Raw genomic sequence first — 16,060 nt, forward strand, 5'->3', positions numbered from 1 at the left:
TGGCGACGCTCGATCGCTAGGCTCTCCTTCGTCTGTGCCCCGCCTCCGCCGTGCCGTACGGCGGGGCGGGCACCGTGACCCGCGACCGGGACGCCGAACTCGAGCAAGGAGCGCACGTGACCGATTCGATCGCCTCCTCGGCATCGCGACCGGACGCGGACAAGGCGCCCGCGCCCGAGAGCACGCGGCGGCCTTCCGCGGGTGACGGCCCGCCCGGCCCCGCGGCCGACGGTGCCGCGGCCGGTACGGCGGGCGACACCGCGAACGGCGCGGCGGGCACCGGCGGGCGCGCCGCGCACGGCACCGTCGACGGGGCGCCGCAGCACGACCTGCCCGGCAGGCCGTTCGGCGCTAGCCCGTTCATGTTCGGGCTCACCGCGGCGCTCGGCGTGCTCACCGCGCTCGGCCTCGCCCAGGCGCTGATCAGCGCGCGCAACGTGATCGTGCTCGTGCTGGTCGCGATGTTCCTCGCGGCCGGGCTCAACCCGATCGTGGAGGCGCTGCAGCGGCGCAGGCTATCCCGGCGGGCGGCGATCTCGATCGTGTTCGCCGCGGTGATCGCCTTCTTCGTGCTGTTCGGCTTCGCGATCGTGCCGCCGGTCACCGCGGAGACCACCCGGTTCGTGCAGGCGATCCCGGGCTACGTGAACGAGCTGCTCAGCGACGAGACGATCAAGCGGCTCGACGCGGAGTTCCAGATCCTGGCCAAGCTGCGGGACTACGTGACGAGCGGCGAGCTCGGCACCACGATCGCCGGGGGCATCGTCGGCGCGGGCGTGGTCGTGCTCGACGGCATCTTCTCCGGGGTGACGCTGCTCGTGCTCACCCTCTACTTCCTCGGCTCGCTGCCGGCGATCAAGGAGTACCTGCTGCGGCTCGTGCCCGCCAGCCGCCGGGACCGTACCCGGGCGATCAGCGAGGAGATCCTCCGCGGCATCGGCGGCTTCGTGGCGGGCGGCATGACCATCGCGGCGATCGCGGCCGTGTTCGCCTACCTGTTCCTCACCATCGCCGGGGCCGAGTACGCGCTCGCGCTCGCCCTCGTGATCGCGGTGACCGACCTCATCCCGCTCGTCGGCGCCACCATCGGCGCGGTGGTGGTCACCTGTGTGACGCTGCTGCAGTCGGTGCCGCTCGGCATCGCGAGCGGGGTCTTCTTCCTCGTCTACCAGCAGGTGGAGAACTACGTCATCTACCCGAAGGTGATGAAGCGCTCGGTGGACGTGGCGCCCGCGGTGACGGTGATCGCGGCGCTCTTCGGCGGCGCGCTGCTCGGCATCGTCGGCGCGCTCATCGCGATCCCCGCGGCGGCCGCCGTGGCGCTGATCATCCGCGAGGTGGTGATCCCCCGCCAGGCGGCCCGGTAGCCCTCGGGTCCCGGCGGCCCGAGGGCGTACGCTCACCCCAGGTTGCGGACGAACTCCGCGACCGCCCGGTTGAACGCCTCGGGCCGCTCGACCGCGCTGAGGTGACCGGCCTCCTCGATCGTGACGAGCGTGGCGTCGGGCACCGCCTCGGCCATCGCCTCGGCGTCGGCGCGCGGCGACAGCTCGTCCTCCTCCCCCACGATCACCAGGGCGGGCACCTTCAGCCCGCGCAGCGTGTCGAAGGAGTCCGGACGGCGGGCCATCGCCCGCGAGGCCCACGCCACCGCGGCCGGCGGCGCCGCCTGCACCAGGCCGCGCACCCGCCCGTACACCATGGGGCGGCGCTCCCGCGTCGTCGGCCCGACGAGGCCGGGCGCCAGCTCGTCCAGCAGGATCTTGCTGCCGTGCTCGGTGACGGCCTGGGCGATCCGCTCCCGGTTCGCCCGGGCGGCCTCCGGGTCGGCGCTCGCCTTGGTGTCGGCGAGGATCACCCCGAGCACCCGGTCGGGGTGGCGGCGGCAGAACTCCATGGTCACGTAGCCGCCCATCGACTGGCCGCCGATGACCGCGCGCTCGATGCCCTCGGCATCGAGGGTCTCGGCCACGTCGTCGGCCATCACGGCGAGCGACGGCTCCTCCTCGCCGAGCACGGAGCCGCCGAAACCACGCAGATCCGGGGTGATCACCCGGCAGACGCCGGAGAGCCCTTCCCGCTGCCCCAGCCACATGGCCGAGGAGAGCGGGAAGGCGTGAAGCAGGACGACCGGCACCCCGTCACCGGCCGATCGTGAGTAGAGCCGCACGCCGAACAACGGTAGTACGAACGCGGCGACGCGAACACGACGAGTGTGCGCACCCGGGAGGGCACGCCCGGGCGGCGCCGGGCAACGGAACGAGGCCCGCGGCCGGCGCCGCATGCCGCGGGCCCGGCGATCAGACCTCCGTGGGCAGCGGATGGGCGGCCGGGTTGACCCGCCGCACGATCTCGTTGAGCACGATGCGCACGTACGGCTCGCCCACCCACAGGTGCTTGGCCCGCTCCACCGCGACCACCTCGCACTGCGGCACCCGCGCGAAGCGCTTGCGCGCCTCGTCCGGCCGCAGGAAGTCGTCGAGCTCCGGCACTAGCGCGACGAGCGGCCGGCCGAACTCGGTCCACGCGTCGAGGTCCGCGTCCGTGGCCCGGCGCAGCGGCGGGGAGAGCAGGATCGCGCCCTCCACGAGCGGGTCGCGCCCCCACTTCAACGCCAGCTCGGTGCCGAACGACCAGCCGAGCAGCCACGGCCGCGGCAGGTCACGGAATTCCACGAACTCCAGGGCCGCCGCGACGTCGTACCGCTCGCCCTCGCCCTCGTCGAAGGTCCCCTCGGAGGTGCCGCGCTCAGAGCTCGTGCCGCGCGTGTTGAAGCGCAGCACGGCGAGGTCGGCGAGCGCGGGCAGCCGGTAGGACGCCTTGCGCAGCACGTGGCTGTCCATCATGCCGCCCGCGGTCGGCAGCGGGTGGAGGCAGACCAGGGTGGCCACGGGCGGCCGTTCCTCGGGCAGCGCGAGCTCTCCGACCAGGGTCAGCCCGTCCGCGGTGTGCAGCTCGATCGGCTCCCGCCGCGCGGGCAGCACCGTCGAGGCGCGTATGTCCATGTGCATCCTTCCAACGCTCGCGGTGGCGACGTCAGTAGCGCGTCCGGCCGGGGTTGCGCCGGATCCGCGCCCGCCAGCACGCGGTGTGCCAGTGCCGCCGCTCCCCTTCGCCGCCGGGCCAGGCCGGCCAGCTCACCACGTGCGGCAGGCCCGCGCGGATCTCCTGGTCGCAGCCGGGGCACCGGTAGACGCGCCCCTCCGCGCCGGTCACCCGCCGCACCACCCAGTCGCCGTCCGGCCACTCCTCCACCTGGTCCACCCCGGGCACGGAGCCGAGGATCGGCCCGCGGCCGGGCACCACGCCGCGGCGGCGGTCCACCCGATCGTACGGCCCCACCCGGCGGGCCCTGCGCGGACTCATGGCGTACGGCGCAACGCGGAACGACGTCCGGTTTCTTCCCGGCCCCCGGCGGCCCGGGCCGCTCGTGCCTCGATCCGCACGCTCCCTCCAACGTGTGCGTCCGAAAGTCGTTGTCACGCCGGTGGTCCAGTCTCGCAGACGCCGGACGCGAGCCATGCGGGCCCCGGTAGGGTTGACGGTCATGCGGCTGGTCATCGCGAAATGCAGCGTGGACTACGTGGGCCGGCTCACCGCCCACCTTCCGATGGCGCCCCGGCTCATCCTGATCAAGGCGGACGGCTCGGTGTCCGTGCACGCCGACGACCGCGCGTACAAGCCCCTCAACTGGATGAGCCCGCCCTGCCGCCTGAAGGAGGAGGGCAACGTGTGGACCGTCACCCACAGCAAGACCGGCGAGCGGCTCATCCTCACCATCGACGAGATCCTGCACGACTCCACGCACGAACTCGGGGTCGACCCCGGGCTGATCAAGGACGGCGTGGAGGCCCATCTGCAGGAGCTGCTCGCCGAGCACATCACCACGCTGGGCGAGGGCTGGACGCTGATCCGCCGCGAGTACCCCACCGCGATCGGCCCGGTGGACATCCTCTGCCGGGACGCGAGCGGCCGGACCGTCGCGGTGGAGATCAAGCGCCGCGGCGAGATCGACGGCGTCGAGCAGCTCACCCGCTACCTGGAGCTGCTCAACCGCGACCCGCTGCTCGCCCCGGTGCGCGGGGTGTTCGCCGCCCAGGAGATCAAGCCGCAGGCGCGGGTGCTCGCCGCCGACCGCGGCATCGACTGCGTGACGCTCGACTACGACGCGCTGCGCGGCATCAAGCGCGAGGACACGCTCTTCTGACCGCTCCCGGCCGCCGCGCCGGGCCCGGCCGGACCGGATGACCGGCCGTACGACCGGGTGTCCTCCGTTCGGAGGACGCCCGATCTCGATCGTCCGTAGGTGCCGCCGACCTGCCCGTTTTCCGCATGCTCGAACCATGGACGACACGGCGGTGAAGGTCAGCGGACTGACCAAACGGTACGGCGCGGTGACCGCGGTCGACGGCATCGACCTGGAGATCCGGCGCGGCGAGGTGTTCGGCCTGCTCGGCCCGAACGGGGCGGGCAAGTCGACCACGGTGGAGATCCTCGAGGGCTACCGCAGGCGGGACGCGGGCGAGGTTCGCGTGCTGGGCGAGGACCCGGCGCACGCGGGCCGCGCCTGGCGGTCCCGCATCGGCGTCGTGCTCCAGTCGAGCAACGACCACGCCGAGCTCACCGTGCGCGAGCTGGTCCGGCACGTCGCCGGCTACTACCCCGACCCGCACGACCCCGACGAGGTGATCGAACGGGTGGGCCTGGCCGAGAAGGCCGGCACCCGCCTGCGCAGACTCTCCGGCGGCCAGCGCCGCCGCGTGGACGTGGCGCTCGGCATCGTGGGCCGCCCCGAGCTGCTCTTCCTCGACGAGCCGACCACCGGCTTCGACCCCGAGGTCCGCCGCCGGTTCTGGGACCTGATCGCCGGCCTCGCGGACGACGGGACCACGATCGTGCTCACCAGCCACTACCTCGACGAGGTCGAGGCGCTCGCCGACCGCATCGCCGTGATCGCCGGCGGGCGGGTGGTGGCCGAGGGCGACCCGGCGACGCTCGGCGGCCGGGCGACCGCCAAGGCCACGGTGAGCTGGCTGGAGGACGGGGTGCGCCGCAGCGTGGAGACCGACGAGCCCACCCGGACCGTGCGCGAGCTCGCCGCCCGGTTCCCCGGCGAGGTGCCGGAGCTCACCGTCACCCGCCCCACGCTGGAGGAGGTCTACCTCGGCCTCATCCGGCAGGCCTGACCGGCCGTCCCGTTCCCCCGGTACGGCACGGCCGCGGCACGCCGTACCCGCTCCCCGGACGGGGCCGTCCCCGAGAACCCCGCAACCCCGGAACCCTGCCTGCCCTGTCACCCGGTTTCCCCAGGAGACGTGATGAGCAAGACCACCACGCTTCCGGTCCCCGCCGCGGCGACGGCCGCGGCACGGCTGCCCGCGACGCTGCGCGTCGGCTGGTCGCGGGCGGTGCTCGAGACCAGGATGTTCTTCCGCGAGCGGGACTCCCTGATCTTCACGTTCAGCTTCCCGGTCGTCCTGCTCGTGCTGTTCGGCTCGATCTTCCGCGGCGAGTTCGAGGACTCCGGCGTCTCGGTGTCCCAGCTGTACGCGGCCGGGCTGATCGGCGCGGGCCTGATGAGCGTGAGCTTCCAGAACCTCGCGATCGCCATCGCGGTGGAGCGCGAGGACGGCACGCTCAAGCGGCTCGCCGGCACGCCGATGCCGCCCGCGGCGTACTTCGTCGGCAAGGTGCTGAGCGTGCTGCTCGCCGCCGTGCTCGAGGTCGCGCTGCTGCTCGCCGTCGGCGTGCTCCTGTACGACCTGGAACCGCCCGCGGACGCGGCCCGCTGGGCGACCTTCGCCTGGGTGTTCGTGCTCGGCCTCGCCGCCTGCTCGCTGCTCGGCATCGCGTTCAGCAGCCTGCCCCGGTCCGCGAAGAGCGCGTCGGCGGTGGTGACGCTCCCGTTCGTGGCGCTCCAGTTCGTCTCCGGGGTGTTCATCCCCTTCGCCGAGCTGCCGCAGTGGGTCACCCACCTCGCCTCGCTCTTCCCGCTGCGCTGGATGTGCCAGGGCTTCCGCTCGGTGTTCCTCGGCGACGCCGGGGCGGCGCTCGAGCTCACCGGCTCCTACGAGTTGGACCGGGTCGCCCTGATCCTGGCAGCCTGGACGGTCGGAGGGCTGCTGCTGTGTCTGAAGACGTTCCGCTGGACGAGCCGGCGCGAGGGGTGACCGCGCCGATGGGCCCGGAGGCGTGGAAGCGGCTGCGCGTCTGGGAGGTGCTGCTCGGGATCGCCGTGGTCGTCCCCGCCCTCCACATCCTGTGGTACGGCACGGCCCCGGTGTGGCAGGCGGTCGTGATCGGCTGCCTGCTCGCGATCCCGGCCGCCTACCTGCTGCTCGGCCGGCGGGCGATCCTCGCCGAGGACACCCGCCGCGGCACCTGGTACGCGGCGGTCCTCGTGGTCCTCTACGTGCCGATCGCGCTCATCAGCGACGTGGCCCTCTTCGTCCTGTTCGGGGTGTGCCCGCAGGTCTTCATGGCGGTGCCCGCGCGGCGCGGGGTGGTCGTCGCGGTCCTGCTCGCGGCGCCGAACGCGGTGCGGCTGGGGCTCACCGAGCCGGACGTCGCCGGGCTCTTCTCGCTGGTGATGATGCTCACCACGACCGTGTTCTTCTCGTCGGCCTTCGGGATGTGGGGCGAGCGCGTGGTCCGGCAGAGCGCCGAGCGCGCCGAGCTGATCCGGCGGCTGGCGGCGAGCCACGCCGAGGTGGCCCGGCTGTCGGCCGAGCGCGGCGCCCTCGCCGAGCGGGAACGGCTCGCCGGGGAGATCCACGACACCCTCGCCCAGGGCTTCAGCGGCATCATCATGCTGCTCCAGGCCGCGCAGGCGCAGCCGGACCCGTCCCGGCACCTCGAGCTGGCGATCCGGACCGCCAAGGAGAACCTCGCCGAGGCGCGCGCCCTGGTGGCGGCGCTGCGCCCCGCGCCCCTCGACGGGTCGACGCTCGGCGCGGCGCTGCGCCGGATCACCGAGCGGTTCGGGGAGGAGACCGGCGTCGCGGCCGCCTTCGCGACGCGCGGCACCGGCCGGGCGCTGCCGCCGCAGTACGAGGTGGTGCTGATCCGGGCGGCGCAGGAGGCGCTGAGCAACGTGCGCAAGCACGCGGCCGCGACCCGGGTGGAGGTGGCCCTCGAGTACGGCCCGGCCGAGGTGACCCTGCGCGTGCGCGACGACGGCCGCGGCTTCGGCGGACACCGGCCCGGCCCGGCGTCCGGGGACGCGGCGGACCACGCGGACGTGCTCTCCGCCGGGTACGGCCTGCGCGCGATGCGCGCCCGCGTCGAGCAGGCGCACGGCACGCTCACCGTCGCCGACGCGGAGTCCGGCGGCGCCGAGCTCACCGTCCGCCTCCCGCTGCCGCCCGAGACACCGGCCCCGGTGCCGCCCGCGACGGTCCCGGCGGCCCGGCCGAGCACCGACCCCTTGCCGGAGGAGGTGTGATGACGGACGACCCGATCCGGGTGCTCATCGTCGACGACCACCCGGTGGTGCGCACCGGCCTGCGCGGCATGCTCGAGGGCGCGCCCGGGATCGTGATCGCCGGGGAGGCGGGCTCGGGTGACGAGGGGGTGGCGTTCGCCCGCGCCCTGCGGCCCGACGTGATCCTCATGGACCTGCGCATGCCGAACGGGGACGGGGTGAGCGCGACGCGCCGCATCCTCGCCGAGCGTCCCGAGGCGCGGGTGGTGGTGCTCACCACCTACGAGACCGACCAGGACATCCTGCGCGCGGTGGAGGCGGGCGCGACCGGCTACCTGCTGAAGGACACCGCGCGGGACGACCTGATCGCCGCGATCGCGGCGGCCCGGCGCGGGGAGACCGTGCTCTCCCCCGCGGTGGCGACCCGGCTCGTCTCCCGGATGCGCGCCCCGGCGCCGGAGGCCCTCACCCCGCGGGAGACCGAGGTGCTCGCCCTCGTCGCGCGCGGCCTGACCAACGCCGAGATCGGCCGGGCGCTGTTCATCAGCGAGACCACGGTGAAGACCCACCTCATCCGCGTCTTCGGCAAGCTCGGCGTCTCCGACCGCACCGCCGCGGTGACCACCGCGCTGGAGCGCGGCCTGCTGCCCCCGCTCGACCGCACGCTCGACTGACCCCGCCACGGCTCGGTACTCGGCCGGTACGGCACGGCCGTTCTATCGTGGCCCCACGGCGAGAGGAACGTGAGGAGGCCTCATGGCAACGGCTACGGAACGGCGGACCTTCGACTCGCTCGACCCGGCCACCGGGGAGGTGGTGGGCACCCACGTCATCCACGACGAGGCCGCCGTCGCCGCCGCGGTCGAGCGGGCCGCGCAGGCGGCGCGCTGGTGGGCCGGCCTCGGCTTCGCCGAGCGGAAGCGGCGCCTGCTCGACTTCGCCGCGGTGCTCACCCGCAACCTCGGCAGGGTGGCCGAGACGGTGCGCCGGGAGACCGGCAAGCCGATCGAGGACGCCAAGCTGGAGACCGTGCTGGCGATCGCGCACACCGGCTGGGCGGCCCGGAACGCCCGCGCGGTGCTCGGCCCGCGCCGGGTCTCCCCCGGCCTGCTCGGCGTCAACATGGCCGCCACCGTGGAGTACCAGCCGCTCGGCGTGGTCGGGGTTATCGGGCCGTGGAACTACCCGGTGTTCACGCCGATGGGGTCGATCGCCTACGCGCTCGCCGCGGGCAACGCGGTGGTGTTCAAGCCGAGCGAGCTCACCCCCGGCACCGGCGTGCTGCTCGCCGAGCTGTTCGCCGAGAGCGTCTCCGAGTACCCGGTGTTCCAGGTGGTGACCGGCCTCGGCGAGACCGGCGCCGCGCTCGCCGGGCACCCCGGCGTCGGCAAGATCGCGTTCACCGGCTCGACCGCGACCGCGAAGCGGGTGATGGCGGCCTGCGCCCGCAACCTCACCCCGCTCGTCGCCGAGTGCGGCGGCAAGGACGCGTTCATCGTCGACCGCGACGCCGACCTTGCGGCGGCCGCCGACGCCGCGCTGTGGGGCGCCTGCTCGAACGCCGGGCAGACCTGCGTGGGCGTGGAGCGCGTCTACGTGGTCGCCGAGGTCTACGAGGCGTTCCTGCGCGAGCTCACCGAGCGGGCCGCCGCGCTGCGCGCCGGGAAGGACTACGGCCCGATCACCATGCCCGGACAGCTCGACGTGATCCGCCGCCACGTCGGCGACGCGGTCGCGCGCGGCACGGCCGTGCTCGGCGGCACCGAGTCGATCCGCCCGCCGTACGTCGACCCGGTGATCGTCACCGACGTGCCGGAGGACTCGCCCGCCGTGCAGGAGGAGACCTTCGGTCCGGTGATCGTGGTGAACCGGGTCGCCGACGTGGACGAGGCGGTGCGCCGCGCGAACGCCACCGCGTACGGCCTGGGCGCAACGGTGTTCTCCCGGAACCGGCGGCGGGCCACCGCGCTCGCCCGGCGGCTGCGCACCGGCATGACCGCGATCAACTCGGTGATCTCGTTCGCGGGCATCCCGTCGCTGCCGTTCGGCGGCGTGGGCGGCTCCGGGTTCGGCCGCATCCACGGCGCGGACGGGCTGCGCGAGTTCGCCCGGCCGAAGGCGATCTCCCGGCAGCGTTTCCCATTGCCGGGCGCGAACCTCACCTCTTTCCGCAGATCACCGGCGGATCTCGAGCGGGTCATCCGGCTGGTCACGTTCCTGTACGGCAGGCGCCGCCGATAACGCACCCCTGAACTTCCACCCAAAAGATCTTGCCGACATAATTATTGGTCCGTTGGTAAACCACCGGGCGAGGGGTGGGAGTCATGGCACGGGGTTACCGGGGGATGACACCGGAAGAACGATTGGCGGACCGCCGGGAACGCTTACTTTCGGCGGCCTACACGCAGTTCGCCGATCCCGGCTTTTCCGCGACCACCATCGAACGGCTGTGCAGCACCGCCCGCATATCCAATCGCGCCTTCTACGAGTGTTTCTCCGGCCGCGAGGAGCTCATGCGGGCGGTGTACGAACGCTGCGTGGAGGACACCAAGGCCGCGGTGTACCGGGCGATCCACGCCGCGCCCGACGACCCGGAGGCCAGGATGGAGGCGGCGGTCCGGGAGTTCGTCACCTTCGTGATGGCGGACCGCCGCCGCGCCCGCATCATGAACCTGGAGGTGCGCCGCGCCGGCGACACGGTGCACGCGTTCCGCCAGCAGAAGATATCCGCGCTGGCGCAAACGATTGAGAAATCACTGGCCGGTTTTCCCGGCGGGTTGCCGGAGAACTCCCACCTGCTCGTGGTCGGCCTGATCGGGGCCGTTCAGGAGTTGCTGCTCGACCGGATGATGTCGGCGAAACCGGCCCCGCTGGAATCCATCATCAACACGGCGGTGGCCATCTTCCGCAAGTCCCTCACCGGCTGACCGGATACCCGGCCGCTTTCCGTACCGGCGGGCACGGGGATCCGAAAGAGCGCGAGAACGGCGCCGAGGGAACACCACCGGAAATCACCTGGAATCCGAAACGTCCGCCGTATTCCACCAAACCTCGCACCATCCCGCACGGCCGCGATCCCGGCGGAGCGCGGGAGCGGGCGGTGGCTAGGCTGGGCCCCATGACACGCGCTGACAAGGACCGGCCGGTGGTGCTCTCCAGGATCTACACGAGGACCGGCGACAACGGGACCACCGGCCTCGGCGACGGGAGCCGCACCCGCAAGACCGACCCGCGCATCGCGGCCTACGCCGACGTGGAGGAGGCGAACGCCGCGATCGGCGTGGCGCTCGCGCTGGGCGACCTCCCCGAGCCGGTCGCCGAGGTCCTTCGCCGCGTCCAGAACGAGCTGTTCGACGTGGGCGCCGACCTGTGCACCCCCGTGGTCCCGAACCCCGAGCACCCGCCGCTGCGCGTGGAGCCCGCCGCGATCGAGTGGCTGGAGTCGCAGTGCGACCGTTTCAACGAGGGCCTGAAGCCGCTGCGCAGCTTCGTGCTCCCCGGCGGCGCGCCCGGCACCGCGCTGCTGCACCAGGCCAGGACCGTGGTACGGCGAGCCGAACGCTCGGCCTGGGCGGCGCTGGAGGCCCACGAGGACGTCAACCCGCTGACCGCGAAGTACCTCAACCGGCTGAGCGACCTGCTGTTCATCCTCTGCCGGGTGGTCGCGGACGGCGACGAGGTGCTGTGGCGGCCGGGCGGCACCCGCTGACCCGGGGCCCGGCCCGCGCGCCGTACCGCGCGGCGCTCAGGCGTGGTCGAGCAGGTGGGCGCTCGGCGGCGCCGCCTCCAGCCAGGCGAGGAACCCGGTGAGGGCGTCCTCGCTCATCGCGAGGGTGACCGCGCCGCAGTCGACCGCCCAGTACCCCTTGGGGCCGTCGATGCCGTCGAGCCGACGGCGGCTGGAAATCTCGAGGCCGCGCCTCGCGATCGCGTGGCGCGGCCTCAGACGTACCGCAAAGAACGGGATCCAGTGGAGCTCGCCGCCGGCGTAGCGGGCCACCCCGCGACGCCAGCCCGAGCCGGCGGTGCGGAGCCGACAGATGATCGTGCCCCGCGAGCGCGCCAGCAACAGCGCGCGTACCGCGATGAGGGCGGCGGCCAGCAGCAGGACCGCGGCGATCGTCAGTGCCGCAAGCGCCACCCTCATCCTCCGTTTCGTTCGACGATCAGACCTCTACGCCCGCGGCGCGCAGCCGGGCACGCGCCCGCTTGGCCTCAAGCTGGGCGTCGAATCCGGTGCCCTCGGCGTCGATGGAGGCGAGCGCCCGGTTGAGGGCGTCACGGGCGGCGGCGACGTCCACCTCGGAGCCCAGCTCGGCCGCCTCGGCGAGCACCGAGACGTCGTTGTTCGCCACGGCGATGAACCCGCCGTGGACCGCGGCCACGAGGTCGTCCCCGTCCCCGCGCTTCACCGTCAGCACCCCGCCGTCGACGAGGATGCCGAGTACCGGGGCGTGGTTAGGCATGATACCGATCTCGCCGTCGACCGTCTTGGCAATCACCATGTCGGCCTCGCCGGACCAGATCTCACGCTCCGGCGAGACGACGCCGACGCGCAGCTTGGCCATCCTGATCCTCTCTCCTATCCCGCGTCAGGTGTCCCGTTGTCCTCGAGAGGTCAGCGGGCCAGCGTCTTGGCCTTCTCCACGGCGTCGTCGATGCCGCCGACCATGTAGAAGGCCTGCTCGGGCAGGTGGTCGTACTCGCCGGCGCACAGCGCCTTGAACGAGGCGATGGTCTCGTCGAGCGGCGTGAACACGCCCGGCTGACCGGTGAACTGCTCGGCCGCGAACATCGGCTGGGACAGGAACCGCTCAACCCGGCGCGCCCGGTTGACGATGACCTTGTCCTCCTCGGAGAGCTCGTCGATACCGAGGATGTTGATGATGTCCTGGAGCTCCTTGTACCGCTGGAGGATCCGGATCGTCTCCTGGGCGACCTGGTAGTGCTCCTCGCCGACGATCTGCGGGTCGAGGATCCGGGAGGTGGAGTCGAGCGGGTCCACCGCCGGGAAGATCGCCTTCTCGAACACCTGCCGCGAGAGCACCGTGGTGGCGTCGAGGTGGGCGAACGCGTTGTGCGGCGCCGGGTCGGTGATGTCGTCCGCGGGCACGTAGATCGCCTGCATCGAGGTGATCGAGTGACCGCGGGTCGAGGTGATGCGCTCCTGCAGCACACCCATCTCGTCGGCGAGGGTCGGCTGGTAACCCACCGCCGAGGGCATCCGGCCGAGCAGCGTCGACACCTCGGAACCGGCCTGGCTGAACCGGAAGATGTTGTCGATGAACAGCAGCACGTCCTGGCCCTGGACGTCGCGGAAGTACTCCGCCATGGTGAGCGCGGAGAGCGCGACGCGGAGCCGGGTGCCCGGCGGCTCGTCCATCTGGCCGAACACGAGCGCGGTGTCCTTGAGCACGCCCGCCTCGGCCATCTCGACCCACAGGTCGTTACCCTCACGGGTACGCTCGCCCACGCCGGCGAACACCGAGGTACCACCGAACTCGCGGGCGACCCGGCGGATCATCTCCTGGATGAGCACGGTCTTGCCCACGCCCGCGCCGCCGAACAGGCCGATCTTGCCGCCCTGCACGTACGGCGTGAGCAGGTCGATGACCTTGATGCCGGTGACGAGCAGCTCGGTACGCGGCTCGAGCTGGTCGAACGCCGGGGCCTTGCGGTGGATCGGCCACCGCTCGGTGACCTCGAGCGAGGCGACGTCGACGTCGAGGGTCTCGCCGAGCGCGTTCCACACGTGGCCCTTGACCACGTTGCCGACGGGAACCGAGATCGGCGCGCCGGTGTCGCGGACCAGGGCGCCGCGCACGAGACCGTCGGTGGGCTGCATGGAGATGGCCCGCACCAGGTTGTCACCCAGGTGCTGCTCGACCTCGAGCGTCAGCGTCTTGGTCTGCCCGTTGATGGTGACGTCGACGTGCAGCGCGTTGTAGATGTCCGGTATCGCCTCGGCGGGGAACTCCACGTCGACGACCGGGCCGATGACCCGGGCGACACGGCCCACGCCGGTCTCGGTCTCAACAGTCTGTGCAGTCATTTCACTCTTTCCCCGCTGCAGCTTCGGCGAGCGCGTTCGCGCCACCGACGATCTCGCTGATTTCCTGGGTGATCTCCGCCTGCCGAGCCTGGTTCATCAGCAGCGACAGCTTCTGGATGGACTCGTTGGCGTTGTCGGTCGCCGCCTTCATCGCCCGGCGGCGCGCCGCGTGCTCGGAGACGGCCGACTGGAGCAGGGCGTTGTAGATGCGGGACTCGATGTAGCGCGGCAACAGCCGGTCGAGGACGGTCTGCGCGTTCGGCTCGAACTCGTAGTACGGCAGCGGCCCGTCCGGAGGCGCCTCCTCGCTCTCCTCGACCTCCAGCGGCAGGATGCGCACCACCTTCGGCCGCTGGGTGAGCATCGAGACGAACTCGGTGTAGACGATGTGGATCTCGTCGATCCCGTTGTCGTCCGTGAACGCCTTGATCAGCGTCCCGCCGATCTCCTTGGCGTGGGCGTACGACGGGTTGTCGGAGAAGCCCGACCACTCGCCGTGCATCTCCCGGTCGCGGAACCGGTGCCAGCCGATGCCCTTGCGCCCGACCACGTACGGCTTGGGCTCGATGCCCCGCTCACGCAGCAGACCGGCGAGCGCCTCGGCCTCCCGCAGGATGCTGGCGTTGAAACCGCCGGCGAACCCGCGGTCGCTGGTGACGATGAGCACCGCCGCGCTCCGCGGATCCTTCCTGGCGACCATGAGCGGGTGCTCGGCGGTGGTGTCGTAGGACAGCACCGCCGAGACCGCACGCGTGATCTCACGCTCGTACGGCAGGGCCGCCTGCATCCGCTGCTGCGCCTTGACGATCCGCGAGGAGGCGATGAGCTCCTGCGCTCGCGTGATCTTGGCGATCGAGCGCACCGACCGGATGCGCCGTCGCAGCTGTCTGAGTTGGGCGCCCATCTGCTACTTCTTCTCCGCCCGCGGGCGTACGTGCCGGACGACCTTCTCCTGACCGACGGCGTCCTCCTCGAGCGCCTCGACCGGCTCGTCCGCGAAGAGGAGCTGGCCGGAGGAGGTCTGGAAGCCCTTCTTGAACTCGGTGACGGCCTCCTTCAGCAGGGTGACCGTGTCGTCCGAGAGGGCCTTGGTCTCGCGGATCGTGTCGTAGATGCCCTTGTAGTTCCGGCCGACGTAGTCGAGGAACTCGGTCTCGAACCGGCGCACGTCCTCCAGCGGCACCTCGTCGAGGTGGCCGTTGGTGCCGGCCCAGATCGACACGACCTGCTGCTCGACCGGGTACGGGCTGTACTGCGGCTGCTTCATCAGCTCCATGAGCCGCGCACCGCGCTCGAGCTGCGCCCGGGACGCGGCGTCGAGGTCGGAGGCGAAGGCCGCGAACGCCTCGAGCTCCCGGTACTGCGACAGGGCGAGACGCAGCGTACCGGCGACGGTCTTCATCGCCTTGATCTGCGCCGAGCCACCGACTCGGGAGACCGAGATACCGGGGTTCATCGCCGGGCGCTGACCGGCGTTGAACAGGTCGGTCTCCAGGAAGCACTGGCCGTCGGTGATGGAGATGACGTTCGTCGGGATGTACGCCGAGATGTCGTTGCCCTTGGTCTCGATGATCGGCAGACCGGTGAGCGAGCCGCCGCCCATCTCGTCCGAGAGCTTGGCGCAGCGCTCCAGCAGACGGGAGTGCAGGTAGAACACGTCACCGGGGAACGCCTCACGGCCCGGCGGGCGGCGCAGCAGCAGCGAGATGGCACGGTAGGCGTCCGCCTGCTTCGACAGGTCGTCGAAGATGATCAGGACGTGCTTGCCGTTGTACATCCAGTGCTGGCCGATCGCGGACCCGGTGTAGGGCGCGATGTACTTGAAACCGGCCGGGTCGGAGGCCGGGGCGGCGACGATGGTGGTGTACTCCATCGCGCCCGCCTCCTCCAGGCGGGCCTTCACCTGCGCGATCGTGGAGCCCTTCTGGCCGACCGCGACGTAGATGCAGCGCACCTGACGCTGCGGGTCGCCGGAGAGCCAGGCCTCGCGCTGGTTGAGGATGGTGTCGACCGCGATCGCGGTCTTACCGGTCTGCCGGTCGCCGATGATGAGCTGGCGCTGGCCACGGCCGATCGGCGTCAGCGCGTCGATCGCCTTGATACCGGTCTGCAGCGGCTCCTTCACCGACTGGCGCTGCACCACCGAGGGGGCCTGCAGCTCGAGGGCGCGCAGCGTCTCGGCCTCGATGGGGCCCTTGCCGTCGAGCGGGTTGCCCAGCGGGTCGACCACGCGGCCGAGGAACGCGTCGCCCACCGGCACCGACAGCACCTCACCGGTGCGGCGGACGGTCTGGCCCTCCTCGATGCCCTCGAAGTTACCGAGGATGACGACACCGATCTCGCCCACGTCGAGGTTGAGCGCCAGGCCGCGCGTGCCGTCCTCGAACTCCAGCAGCTCGTTCGCCATCGTCGAGGGCAGGCCGGAGACATGGGCGATGCCGTCGCCGCAGTCGACGACGGTCCCGATCTCCTCGCGGGCCGCGCCTTCCGGCTCGTAGGCCTGGACGAAGCGCTCAAGCGCGTCCCGGATCTCGTCCGGCCGGATCGTCAGCTCCGACATCTTGATTCCGTCTCCCTATTCATCG

17 protein-coding genes are annotated in these 16,060 nt (G+C 72.0%); 9 read left to right on the forward strand and 8 right to left on the reverse strand.

From position 1 onward, the window contains the following. The first annotated feature begins 116 nt into the window (after nucleotides 1-116). A complete protein-coding gene (locus FHX40_RS16615; protein WP_229788963.1) occupies nucleotides 117-1,367 on the forward strand; it encodes an AI-2E family transporter in 1,251 nt (416 codons plus the stop codon). Nucleotides 1,368-1,399: 32 nt separating this feature from the next. Here the strand turns inward: FHX40_RS16615 and FHX40_RS16620 are convergent, their stop codons facing one another. The 3 genes from FHX40_RS16620 to FHX40_RS16630 all read right to left on the reverse strand — a co-directional run bounded on the left by FHX40_RS16620 (nucleotide 1,400) and on the right by FHX40_RS16630 (nucleotide 3,366). Then, on the reverse strand, nucleotides 1,400-2,170 hold the full coding sequence (locus tag FHX40_RS16620) for an alpha/beta fold hydrolase (RefSeq protein ID WP_142260473.1): 771 nt from the start codon (nucleotides 2,168-2,170) through the stop codon (nucleotides 1,400-1,402). Between the two features lie 130 nt (nucleotides 2,171-2,300). After that, nucleotides 2,301-3,005 carry an alpha/beta hydrolase gene (locus tag FHX40_RS16625; RefSeq protein WP_142261833.1) on the reverse strand — a complete coding sequence of 235 codons (705 nt, stop codon included), beginning with the start codon at nucleotides 3,003-3,005 and terminating at the stop codon, nucleotides 2,301-2,303. Between the two features lie 31 nt (nucleotides 3,006-3,036). Then, the gene (locus tag FHX40_RS16630) at nucleotides 3,037-3,366 is read right to left on the reverse strand and encodes an ATP/GTP-binding protein (protein ID WP_142260474.1); all 330 of its coding nucleotides are present in this window, start codon (nucleotides 3,364-3,366) and stop codon (nucleotides 3,037-3,039) included. A gap of 181 nt (nucleotides 3,367-3,547) precedes the next feature. Between FHX40_RS16630 and nucS the strand changes: the two genes are divergently transcribed. The 8 genes from nucS (at nucleotide 3,548) to FHX40_RS16670 (ending at nucleotide 11,132) form a co-directional block, all read left to right on the forward strand. Continuing rightward, nucleotides 3,548-4,207, forward strand: a complete 660-nt coding sequence (gene nucS, locus FHX40_RS16635) for an endonuclease NucS (protein WP_142260475.1) — start codon at nucleotides 3,548-3,550, stop codon at nucleotides 4,205-4,207. 136 nt (nucleotides 4,208-4,343) lie between these two features. Next, entirely contained in the window at nucleotides 4,344-5,186 is an 843-nt protein-coding gene (locus FHX40_RS16640; protein WP_142260476.1) for an ABC transporter ATP-binding protein, read from the forward strand. Nucleotides 5,187-5,318: 132 nt separating this feature from the next. Beyond that, nucleotides 5,319-6,170: an ABC transporter permease gene (locus FHX40_RS16645; RefSeq protein WP_142260477.1), complete on the forward strand. Its 852-nt coding sequence runs from the start codon at nucleotides 5,319-5,321 to the stop codon at nucleotides 6,168-6,170. Beyond that, nucleotides 6,128-7,444: a sensor histidine kinase gene (locus FHX40_RS16650; protein ID WP_142260478.1), complete on the forward strand. Its 1,317-nt coding sequence runs from the start codon at nucleotides 6,128-6,130 to the stop codon at nucleotides 7,442-7,444. The genes FHX40_RS16645 and FHX40_RS16650 overlap by 43 nt, the downstream gene beginning before the upstream one ends. Further along, complete coding sequence (locus tag FHX40_RS16655; RefSeq protein WP_142260479.1) at nucleotides 7,444-8,097, forward strand: response regulator; 654 nt, start codon at nucleotides 7,444-7,446, stop codon at nucleotides 8,095-8,097. Before FHX40_RS16650 ends, FHX40_RS16655 begins: the two co-directional genes overlap by 1 nt. An 82-nt stretch (nucleotides 8,098-8,179) precedes the next feature. Beyond that, nucleotides 8,180-9,664, forward strand: coding sequence for an aldehyde dehydrogenase family protein (locus FHX40_RS16660; RefSeq protein WP_142260480.1), 1,485 nt, complete (start codon nucleotides 8,180-8,182; stop codon nucleotides 9,662-9,664). An 83-nt stretch (nucleotides 9,665-9,747) separates the two neighbouring features. Then, on the forward strand, nucleotides 9,748-10,350 hold the full coding sequence (locus tag FHX40_RS16665) for a TetR/AcrR family transcriptional regulator (RefSeq protein WP_229788966.1): 603 nt from the start codon (nucleotides 9,748-9,750) through the stop codon (nucleotides 10,348-10,350). Between the two features lie 191 nt (nucleotides 10,351-10,541). Further along, the gene (locus FHX40_RS16670) at nucleotides 10,542-11,132 is read left to right on the forward strand and encodes a cob(I)yrinic acid a,c-diamide adenosyltransferase (protein WP_142260481.1); all 591 of its coding nucleotides are present in this window, start codon (nucleotides 10,542-10,544) and stop codon (nucleotides 11,130-11,132) included. A gap of 36 nt (nucleotides 11,133-11,168) precedes the next feature. Here the strand turns inward: FHX40_RS16670 and FHX40_RS16675 are convergent, their stop codons facing one another. The 5 genes from FHX40_RS16675 to atpA are packed head-to-tail and all read right to left on the reverse strand — an operon-like array spanning nucleotide 11,169 to nucleotide 16,035. Then, on the reverse strand, nucleotides 11,169-11,564 hold the full coding sequence (locus FHX40_RS16675; protein WP_229788969.1) for a DUF2550 domain-containing protein: 396 nt from the start codon (nucleotides 11,562-11,564) through the stop codon (nucleotides 11,169-11,171). A gap of 25 nt (nucleotides 11,565-11,589) precedes the next feature. Next, a complete protein-coding gene (locus FHX40_RS16680; RefSeq protein WP_142260483.1) occupies nucleotides 11,590-11,991 on the reverse strand; it encodes a F0F1 ATP synthase subunit epsilon in 402 nt (133 codons plus the stop codon). A gap of 50 nt (nucleotides 11,992-12,041) precedes the next feature. Next, the gene (gene atpD, locus FHX40_RS16685) at nucleotides 12,042-13,475 is read right to left on the reverse strand and encodes a F0F1 ATP synthase subunit beta (RefSeq protein ID WP_142260484.1); all 1,434 of its coding nucleotides are present in this window, start codon (nucleotides 13,473-13,475) and stop codon (nucleotides 12,042-12,044) included. A gap of 1 nt (nucleotide 13,476) precedes the next feature. Next, nucleotides 13,477-14,379 (reverse strand): F0F1 ATP synthase subunit gamma, encoded by a 903-nt coding sequence (locus tag FHX40_RS16690; RefSeq protein ID WP_142260485.1) that lies wholly within the window; start codon nucleotides 14,377-14,379, stop codon nucleotides 13,477-13,479. A 3-nt stretch (nucleotides 14,380-14,382) separates the two neighbouring features. Further along, complete coding sequence (gene atpA, locus FHX40_RS16695; protein WP_142260486.1) at nucleotides 14,383-16,035, reverse strand: F0F1 ATP synthase subunit alpha; 1,653 nt, start codon at nucleotides 16,033-16,035, stop codon at nucleotides 14,383-14,385. Nucleotides 16,036-16,060: the final 25 nt, after the last annotated feature.

It is taken from the genome of Thermopolyspora flexuosa (genome assembly GCF_006716785.1).
GTDB classification, from domain to species: Bacteria; Actinomycetota; Actinomycetes; order Streptosporangiales; family Streptosporangiaceae; genus Thermopolyspora; species Thermopolyspora flexuosa.

Coding starts and splice junctions, on each gene's coding strand:
- FHX40_RS16640 (WP_142260476.1), top strand. CDS start 4,344: ATGGACGACACGGCGGTGAAGGTCAGCGGACTGACCAAACGGTACGGC.
- FHX40_RS16690 (WP_142260485.1), bottom strand. CDS start 14,379: ATGGGCGCCCAACTCAGACAGCTGCGACGGCGCATCCGGTCGGTGCGC.
- FHX40_RS16665 (WP_229788966.1), top strand. CDS start 9,748: ATGGCACGGGGTTACCGGGGGATGACACCGGAAGAACGATTGGCGGAC.
- atpD (WP_142260484.1), bottom strand. CDS start 13,475: ATGACTGCACAGACTGTTGAGACCGAGACCGGCGTGGGCCGTGTCGCC.
- FHX40_RS16625 (WP_142261833.1), bottom strand. CDS start 3,005: ATGGACATACGCGCCTCGACGGTGCTGCCCGCGCGGCGGGAGCCGATC.
- nucS (WP_142260475.1), top strand. CDS start 3,548: ATGCGGCTGGTCATCGCGAAATGCAGCGTGGACTACGTGGGCCGGCTC.
- FHX40_RS16645 (WP_142260477.1), top strand. CDS start 5,319: ATGAGCAAGACCACCACGCTTCCGGTCCCCGCCGCGGCGACGGCCGCG.
- FHX40_RS16630 (WP_142260474.1), bottom strand. CDS start 3,366: ATGAGTCCGCGCAGGGCCCGCCGGGTGGGGCCGTACGATCGGGTGGAC.
- atpA (WP_142260486.1), bottom strand. CDS start 16,035: ATGTCGGAGCTGACGATCCGGCCGGACGAGATCCGGGACGCGCTTGAG.
- FHX40_RS16680 (WP_142260483.1), bottom strand. CDS start 11,991: ATGGCCAAGCTGCGCGTCGGCGTCGTCTCGCCGGAGCGTGAGATCTGG.
- FHX40_RS16670 (WP_142260481.1), top strand. CDS start 10,542: ATGACACGCGCTGACAAGGACCGGCCGGTGGTGCTCTCCAGGATCTAC.
- FHX40_RS16660 (WP_142260480.1), top strand. CDS start 8,180: ATGGCAACGGCTACGGAACGGCGGACCTTCGACTCGCTCGACCCGGCC.
- FHX40_RS16655 (WP_142260479.1), top strand. CDS start 7,444: ATGACGGACGACCCGATCCGGGTGCTCATCGTCGACGACCACCCGGTG.